The sequence below is a fragment of the Limnohabitans sp. genome (assembly GCF_046052825.1).
Classification (GTDB): Bacteria; Pseudomonadota; Gammaproteobacteria; order Burkholderiales; family Burkholderiaceae_C; genus Limnohabitans.
Window position 1 is genome coordinate 1 of sequence record NZ_JAVLFP010000062.1, and the last position, 6,601, is coordinate 6,601.

At 55.8% G+C, this 6,601-nt stretch carries 9 protein-coding genes; 3 read left to right on the plus strand and 6 right to left on the minus strand.

What is annotated here, in order from left to right; translation table 11 throughout:
• The 3 genes from ACKWJN_RS10755 to ACKWJN_RS10765 form a co-directional block, all read right to left on the minus strand.
• Nucleotides 1-528: cbb3-type cytochrome c oxidase subunit I (locus ACKWJN_RS10755; RefSeq protein ID WP_408596766.1), on the minus strand; the 528-nt coding region annotated here is incomplete at its 3' end.
• Between the two features lie 28 nt (nt 529-556).
• On the minus strand, nt 557-1,723 hold the full coding sequence (gene coxB / locus ACKWJN_RS10760; protein WP_408596768.1) for a cytochrome c oxidase subunit II: 1,167 nt from the start codon (nt 1,721-1,723) through the stop codon (nt 557-559).
• Between the two features lie 119 nt (nt 1,724-1,842).
• A complete protein-coding gene (locus ACKWJN_RS10765) occupies nt 1,843-2,748 on the minus strand; it encodes a class I SAM-dependent methyltransferase (protein ID WP_408596770.1) in 906 nt (301 codons plus the stop codon).
• 356 nt (nt 2,749-3,104) lie between these two features.
• Between ACKWJN_RS10765 and ACKWJN_RS10770 the strand changes: the two genes are divergently transcribed.
• Complete coding sequence (locus tag ACKWJN_RS10770) at nt 3,105-3,506, plus strand: ComF family protein (RefSeq protein WP_408596772.1); 402 nt, start codon at nt 3,105-3,107, stop codon at nt 3,504-3,506.
• 51 nt (nt 3,507-3,557) lie between these two features.
• Nucleotides 3,558-4,034: a tRNA (uridine(34)/cytosine(34)/5-carboxymethylaminomethyluridine(34)-2'-O)-methyltransferase TrmL gene (gene trmL / locus ACKWJN_RS10775; protein WP_408596774.1), complete on the plus strand. Its 477-nt coding sequence runs from the start codon at nt 3,558-3,560 to the stop codon at nt 4,032-4,034.
• On the opposite strand, the gene ACKWJN_RS10780 is transcribed toward trmL, so the two are convergent.
• Genes ACKWJN_RS10780 through ACKWJN_RS10790 form a run of 3 tightly spaced genes read right to left on the minus strand, consistent with a single transcriptional unit; the run spans nt 4,015 to nt 5,716 of the window.
• Nucleotides 4,015-4,470, minus strand: coding sequence for a MaoC family dehydratase (locus tag ACKWJN_RS10780; protein WP_408596776.1), 456 nt, complete (start codon nt 4,468-4,470; stop codon nt 4,015-4,017). The genes trmL and ACKWJN_RS10780 overlap by 20 nt on opposite strands.
• A 12-nt stretch (nt 4,471-4,482) precedes the next feature.
• Nucleotides 4,483-5,286, minus strand: a complete 804-nt coding sequence (locus ACKWJN_RS10785; protein ID WP_408596778.1) for a sulfite exporter TauE/SafE family protein — start codon at nt 5,284-5,286, stop codon at nt 4,483-4,485.
• Nucleotides 5,243-5,716, minus strand: coding sequence for a MarR family winged helix-turn-helix transcriptional regulator (locus ACKWJN_RS10790; protein WP_408596780.1), 474 nt, complete (start codon nt 5,714-5,716; stop codon nt 5,243-5,245). The genes ACKWJN_RS10785 and ACKWJN_RS10790 overlap by 44 nt, the downstream gene beginning before the upstream one ends.
• A gap of 175 nt (nt 5,717-5,891) precedes the next feature.
• Here ACKWJN_RS10790 and ACKWJN_RS10795 point away from each other — a divergent pair.
• A partial coding sequence (locus tag ACKWJN_RS10795) for a ferredoxin--NADP reductase (RefSeq protein ID WP_408596782.1) occupies nt 5,892-6,601 on the plus strand: 710 nt, incomplete at its 3' end.

Below are 6,601 nucleotides of genomic sequence, written 5' to 3' on the forward strand. Positions count from 1 at the left end.
GGCACCCAACAAATGCAATGCCAAGATGGCCGCGTCCATGGAAGGACCCATTTGCAAGGTCAGAGGTGCGTAAATTGTCCAGCCCGTCGCAGGCGCGCCACCAGGCATGAAGAAGGACATGGACAACATCACTGCGGCTGGAATCATCAACCAGAAGCTGAAGTTGTTCATGCGGGCAAAAGCCATGTCAGACGCCCCAATTTGCAGCGGGATCATCCAATTGGCGAAGCCCACAAAGGCCGGCATGATGGCACCGAAGACCATGATCAAACCGTGCATGGTGGTCAGTTGGTTGAACAACTCAGGGTTGACCAACTGCAGGCCAGGCTGGAACAGCTCAGCACGAATCAACAGCGCCAAGACGCCACCGATGATCAACATGGTGAAGGCAAACAACAGGTACAAGGTACCAATGTCTTTGTGGTTGGTGGCATACACCCAACGGCGCCAGCCGTGAGGGGCCCCGTGGTGATCGTCGTGACCGTGGTCACCTGCAACATGTCCGTGTGGATCGAGTACTGCGCTCATGATGTGTTCCTTCTAAACGCTGGCCGAATTAACGTGCGGCTTTGACATCGGCGGGCTGAACCAGCTGGCCGGTCTTGTTGGACCAATTGTTTTTGGTGTAGCTGATCACAGCTGCAATGTCGGTGTCACTCAACTGTTTCCAGCTGGGCATCGACAAGTTGTTTTGACCGTTCAACAGCACTTTGATTTGCTTGGTCTTGTCAGCATCCAACACCACGGCAGCACCATCCAAGGGCTTGATCGGCCCAGCACCTTTGCCGTTGGGCTGGTGGCAAGCCGCGCAGTTGGCTGCATACACTTTCTCACCACGTTTGGTGATGTCGTCAAGCGTCCAGACTTTGCTTGGGTCTTCTTGCTTGGCGGCCATTTTCTTTTGCTCGGCAACCACCCAAGCGGCGTAGTCTTCAGCACTCAGCACCTTCACATGGATGGGCATGTACGCGTGCTCTTTGCCACACAACTCTTGGCACTGACCGTGGTAGTCACCCACCTGCTCAGCACGGAACCAGGTGTCGCGCACGAAGCCAGGGATGGCGTCTTGCTTCACACCCAGTGAAGGCACAGCAAAGGCGTGAATCACGTCATTGGCCGTGGTGATGATGCGAACCTTTTTGTTGACAGGAACCACCAAGGGGTTGTCCACCTTCAACAAGTAATCGTCGATGTCCACACCTTTGGCACCGTTGTTGGACATCTCGCGTTGGGCGTTGTCCAAGGTGGAGATGAAAGCAATGCCCTCACCCTCACCTTTGAGGTAGTCGTAGCCCCACTTCCACTGGTAACCCGTGGCCTTGATGGTCAAGTCAGCATTGGAGGTGTCTTTTTGAGCCACCACTGCCTTGGTGGCAGGCAGCGCCATCAAGATCACGATGATGAAAGGAATGACGGTCCAAGCGATTTCTACTTTCACCGACTCATGGAAGTTGGCCGACTTGTGGCCCACCGATTTGCGGTGCTTCCAAATCGAATAGAACATCACGCCAAACACAGCAATGAAAATCACCGTACAGATGATCAGCATGAACCAGTGCAACCAACCTTGCTCTTGGGCAATTTTGGTCGCCCCAGGTTGAAGGTTGAGCTGGCGTACACCAGGACCACCCGGTAAGTCATTCACCGCCCAAGCCGCCGTGCTCGCCCACGTCGCGGCGAACAGCAAACCAGAAGCCAGCTTCTGGAAAAGATTGTTCTTCATCACTTTCGATTGCCTTAATGTTTAGACTTCAGAAGCGCAAACCTAGTGAAACACTGCGCTATCTCAATGTCCCGACTAATGGTTTGCCCTATAAGTAACCAGCTCGCATTCTAGCAAGGCTATTGCGTCTTCGAGCCTCGCAAGATGGTTCGCATATCTTGAAGAGAAACAGAACTTTGTTCCGCCATCTTGAGCTTTGGGACAGGCTTGAGGGCATGTCCATAGATAACTTCCACCGTCAAGCTCAAACGTCCACCGTGTTCTGGTTTGGCCAAAGCCAACAAGCATTGCTCCAATTGACGACGCCAAGCCCGCCCACGCAAGCCTGAAAAGCGCGCAGCATGGAGGTTTCGCCCCAACTGTCTCAACTCAGCCAGCAAGGCCGCACCATCGTTGTAGGTCAGGGTGATCCGCTCCATGTCCATCACGGGTTCGGCAAAACCAGCAGCCACCAGCATGTCACCCCAGTCGTGCATGTCAGTGAAGTCATGGCTGGGCGCAGGCCAACCCTGCTGTTGGTAAAGCGCATGCAGCTCGTTCAGGGTGTCGGGTCCGAGACAAGAAAACATCAAAAAACCATCCACCGCCAATGCTTGGTGCCACTGACGCAGCAAGGCTTGAGGTTGCTCGGACAGATGCAACGCCATATTGGCCCACAACATGTCGGCACCCGCTGTCGGACGAGCACCAAAGGTCATGCCAGGGGCCAAGCCCCAACGGCGCCACCACGGCGTTTGCAACGCGCGTTGCGTCAACGCCAGTCGTTGCTGGTGGGACTCCACCACTTCACACTGCGCCTTGGGATAACGATCCCTCACCAAGACATGGGCCTGCAGACCACCGCTCAATGGAGCCCAGTCGATCCAGCGTTTCGGTTGCAAACGAATCCATGCCAAGCGCTCTTGCATGCGGCGTGCAATTTCTTCATTCAACCAAGGGGATTGCACATGGGGCCAAGCGTTCCAACGGCGACTGGCTGCGGGGTCAAGTGATGGCGGGCGCTCAGAGGCAGTGATTTCAGACATGAGGTCAGCAGTATATTGAGCCCATGTGGATGGCACCGCGTGAACACCTTTTTTCTTGGCTACAACGGCCGGCTTGGCTCGCACCCCAAAGGTGGCCCAGTGTGTGCCACATCTGCCATGCATGGCCCAGCGCGCCTTTTTGTGATGCTTGCGTTCAGCGCTTTGCACAACCTGTGCAGCGCTGTTTGCGCTGTGCACAAGCCTTGGAAGGCTCAGCCTGTTCAGGCTGCCTAAAGACACCCCCCAGTTTGGACGCTTGCCTGTGTGCCGTTGACTATGCCTACCCTTGGGTGAACGCCATCACACGGTTCAAATTTCATGCCGATCCTGGACTCGGACGGCACTTGGCTCACCTGATGCGCCACACACCCTGGGTCGAACCCGCACTGGAGGCTGCGGATCTGTTGGTACCCATGCCTTTGTCTGGGGTGCGACTGCGCGAGCGGGGTTTCAACCAAGCCCTTGAATTGGCAAGACACCTCTGCCCAGAAAAAACACAGGCTCACACCTTGATGCGGCGCGAACAATCCGTGCAGCAAGTGGGGAAAAGTCGCAACGAGCGGTTGACCAACGTGCATGGCAGTTTTTGGGTCCACCCCGACCACGTTCAGGCGGTGCGTGGGCGACACGTGGTGGTGGTTGACGATGTGATGACCACTGGAGCCTCTTTATTTGAAGCCGCACGCGCCTTAAAAGTTGCTGGCGCTGCGCACATCACCGGGTTGGTCTTTGCACGCACACCGGCACACCCCAACTGAAACGAGCAACATCTGGCCAACATGCAAGGGGCATTGCTGGACAATGCGTGCATGTTCAATATTGTTCTGGTCCACCCCGAAATCCCGCCCAACACAGGCAATGTCATCCGTCTCGCAGCCAACACGGGCTGTGTGCTTCACCTGATCGAGCCGCTTGGGTTTTCGATGGACGACAAACACATGCGCCGCGCCGGTTTGGATTACCACGAATACGCGCCGGTACACCGTCATGCCAGCTGGGCGCAGTTTTTGATCGACCAACAACCCACGACCTCACGCATGTTTGCGCTGACCACCAAAGGCTCTGATGTGGCCCATGATGTGACGTATCAACCCGGTGATTGGTTTGTTTTTGGCTCAGAAACCAGCGGCTTGCCCGCTGAAGTGCGCGACAGCTTTCCAACAGCACAACGGCTGAGGCTGCCCATGCGCGACGGGCAACGCAGTTTGAATTTGTCTAACGCTGTGGCCGTGTTGGTGTTTGAAGCTTGGCGTCAAAACAAATTTGCTATGCATACCAGCGTGTGAGCGACTCCGCCACACACACAGGCTTGTCAGCGCCCTCACGTTCAATGGTTGTGTGCCATGTGAGTTGCACCCCATCTCCCTCTATGGGGTCGCATGCTTTGAGCACCAAACGCGCGCGCAGTCGGCTGTTGACTGGCACAGGCGCGGTGAAGCGCACTTTGTTCAAGCCGTAATTCACCCCCAGACGTACGCCATGGATTTGAAAAGCCGAGGCGCAAAGTTTGGGCAACAAAGACAGGGTGAGAAAGCCATGTGCGATGGGCGTGCCAAATGGCCCTGACCGAGCGCGTTCCTCGTCCACATGAATCCATTGTTCATCCCCCGTAGCTTGTGCGAACTGGTTGATTTGCATTTGCGTCACCGTCAACCAATCACCCAGCAACTCACCCTGCCCGACCCAAGCCTGAACTGCTTGCAATGAATCAAACACTTTCATACGTTTTCCTTTTCAATGCCAGGCATCCCACAGCAGCTTGCTGCCCGTGAGAAACATGCCCAGATACACCATTTGATAAAACAGTTGTGGCTTGATGCGGCGAGCAATTCGCACGCCAGACCACACGCCCAGCGGGACCAAGGGCATCAACACCATGGCCGTGCCTAAGTTACGCCAATCGAGCAAACCCAAGGCGGCATAAGGCACCCATTTGGCGAAATTCATGAAGAAGAAATACACCGACAAAGTGGCTGCAAACGTCACCGGGTCCAAACGCATGGGCAGCAAATAGGCATTCACCGGAGGAGCCCCGGTGTGCGCAATGAAACTGGTAAAGCCTGACAGCGTGGTCAAGATCGCCCCCAACCAACGTGGTGGTGCTGTGCCTTGAACCGCAGGCGGGAATAACAAACGTTGCGCCAGAAACAGCAGGGTGAAGAAACCCACCAAACCGGCCACCCAGTGGGTCTCCAAGCGACTGAATATCAGATACCCCACCAAAGTTCCAACCAAGCCCCAAGGTACCAAAAACTTCAAGAGCTTGCGATCGAAGTCATGCCGATAGGCAGCAATACCCAGCACATCGATCACGAACAACAAGGGCATCAAAATCGCCGCGGCTTGGGGCACTGTCACCGCCATCGCCATCAGTGGCACGGCCAAAGAACCGAAACCTGCGCCAAACCCACTTTTGCTGATGCCCAACAACACCACAGCAGGTGCGGCCACCAGATAAAAGAAAGGGTCGGTGATGAGGTAATCGGTCAGCACATCAGTCCAAGCTGCGTGGGGCTCGGCTGGCCTCGTTGTTGGCATCCACCAACACCTTCAACATACGCAAAAATTCTTGCCGCTGCAAGACGGGCAAAGGCCTGAGGATGCGTTCCTGCGTCTTGAGCACGGCGTCATTCACATCGGCCAAGAGCTGCTGACCTTGTGGCGTCACACGCAGCAAACGCGCTCGGCGGTCCTCAGGTGAGACTTGACGCACCACCCAACCACGCGCCTCCAAACGATCCACCACACCACCGATGGTTGAGGTGTCGAAACCAATACCAGCCGCCAAAGTACGCTGGTCCATGCCAGGTTGTGCCATCACAGCGTTGAGCGCCGCGAATTGCACCGGTGTCAAGCCAAAGGCCTGGGTCTCGTCCATGAACACACCCACTGCAATTTGTTGCAAACGCCGGATGTAATGACCAGGCAACTCCGACAGGGGCAAAGAGACAGCGACAGATGAAGGCATGGCGTTGGCAGTCACATCCCAAAAATGAGAAACAGTATGGCCAAAGATGCTATCACCAGGCAAGCCATCGTTGGCTTTCCTGAAACGCGCCAAGCGCCCAAGGCATATAGATATAGCCAGACGTTGGAAGGCCTCACCTACACTTGGCGCTTGATTTAAAAATTTCTAACTTGACATGAGTGCATTCCACGAAGAAGAAGTGTTGACGGTTCACCACTGGACCGACCGCTTATTCAGCTTCACCACCACGCGTGACACCACGCTGCGTTTCTCCAACGGCCACTTCACCATGATCGGCCTGCGCGTCAACGACAAACCTCTGCTGCGCGCCTACAGCATCGTCAGCCCCAACTACGAAGAGCACCTGGAGTTCTTGAGCATCAAGGTGCCAGACGGCCCCCTCACCTCGCGTCTGCAACACATCCAGGTGGGCGACAAAATCATCGTCGGACGCAAGCCCACGGGCACGCTGCTGATTGACTATGTGTTGCCCGGTAAAAACTTGTACCTGCTCTCCACAGGTACCGGCATGGCACCGTTCTTGAGCGTCATCCGCGACCCCGACACGTATGAGCGCTTTGACAAAGTGATCTTGGTGCACGGCGTGCGCGAGGTCAAAGAGCTGGCCTACCACGACTACCTCACACAAGAGTTGCCCCAGCACGAGTTCTTGGGCGAGATGGTGCGTGAGAAGTTTTTGTACTACCCCACGGTCACGCGCGAACCATTCAAACACCAGGGGCGTCTGACCGACGCCATCGAGAGCGGCAAGCTGTTTGCCGACTTGGGCCTGCCGGCCTTTAACCCCACGGACGACCGCGTGATGATTTGTGGCGGCCCACAAATGCTCAAGGATTTGAAGCGCATGCTCGAAGAGCGTGGCTT

Excerpts from the sequence above, each read along its gene's own strand:
- coxB (WP_408596768.1), bottom strand. The coding sequence starts at position 1,723 with ATGAAGAACAATCTTTTCCAGAAGCTGGCTTCTGGTTTGCTGTTCGCC.
- ACKWJN_RS10765 (WP_408596770.1), bottom strand. The coding sequence starts at position 2,748 with ATGTCTGAAATCACTGCCTCTGAGCGCCCGCCATCACTTGACCCCGCA.
- ACKWJN_RS10770 (WP_408596772.1), top strand. The coding sequence starts at position 3,105 with ATGCGCCACACACCCTGGGTCGAACCCGCACTGGAGGCTGCGGATCTG.
- trmL (WP_408596774.1), top strand. The coding sequence starts at position 3,558 with ATGTTCAATATTGTTCTGGTCCACCCCGAAATCCCGCCCAACACAGGC.
- ACKWJN_RS10780 (WP_408596776.1), bottom strand. The coding sequence starts at position 4,470 with ATGAAAGTGTTTGATTCATTGCAAGCAGTTCAGGCTTGGGTCGGGCAG.
- ACKWJN_RS10785 (WP_408596778.1), bottom strand. The coding sequence starts at position 5,286 with ATGCCAACAACGAGGCCAGCCGAGCCCCACGCAGCTTGGACTGATGTG.
- ACKWJN_RS10790 (WP_408596780.1), bottom strand. The coding sequence starts at position 5,716 with ATGCCTTCATCTGTCGCTGTCTCTTTGCCCCTGTCGGAGTTGCCTGGT.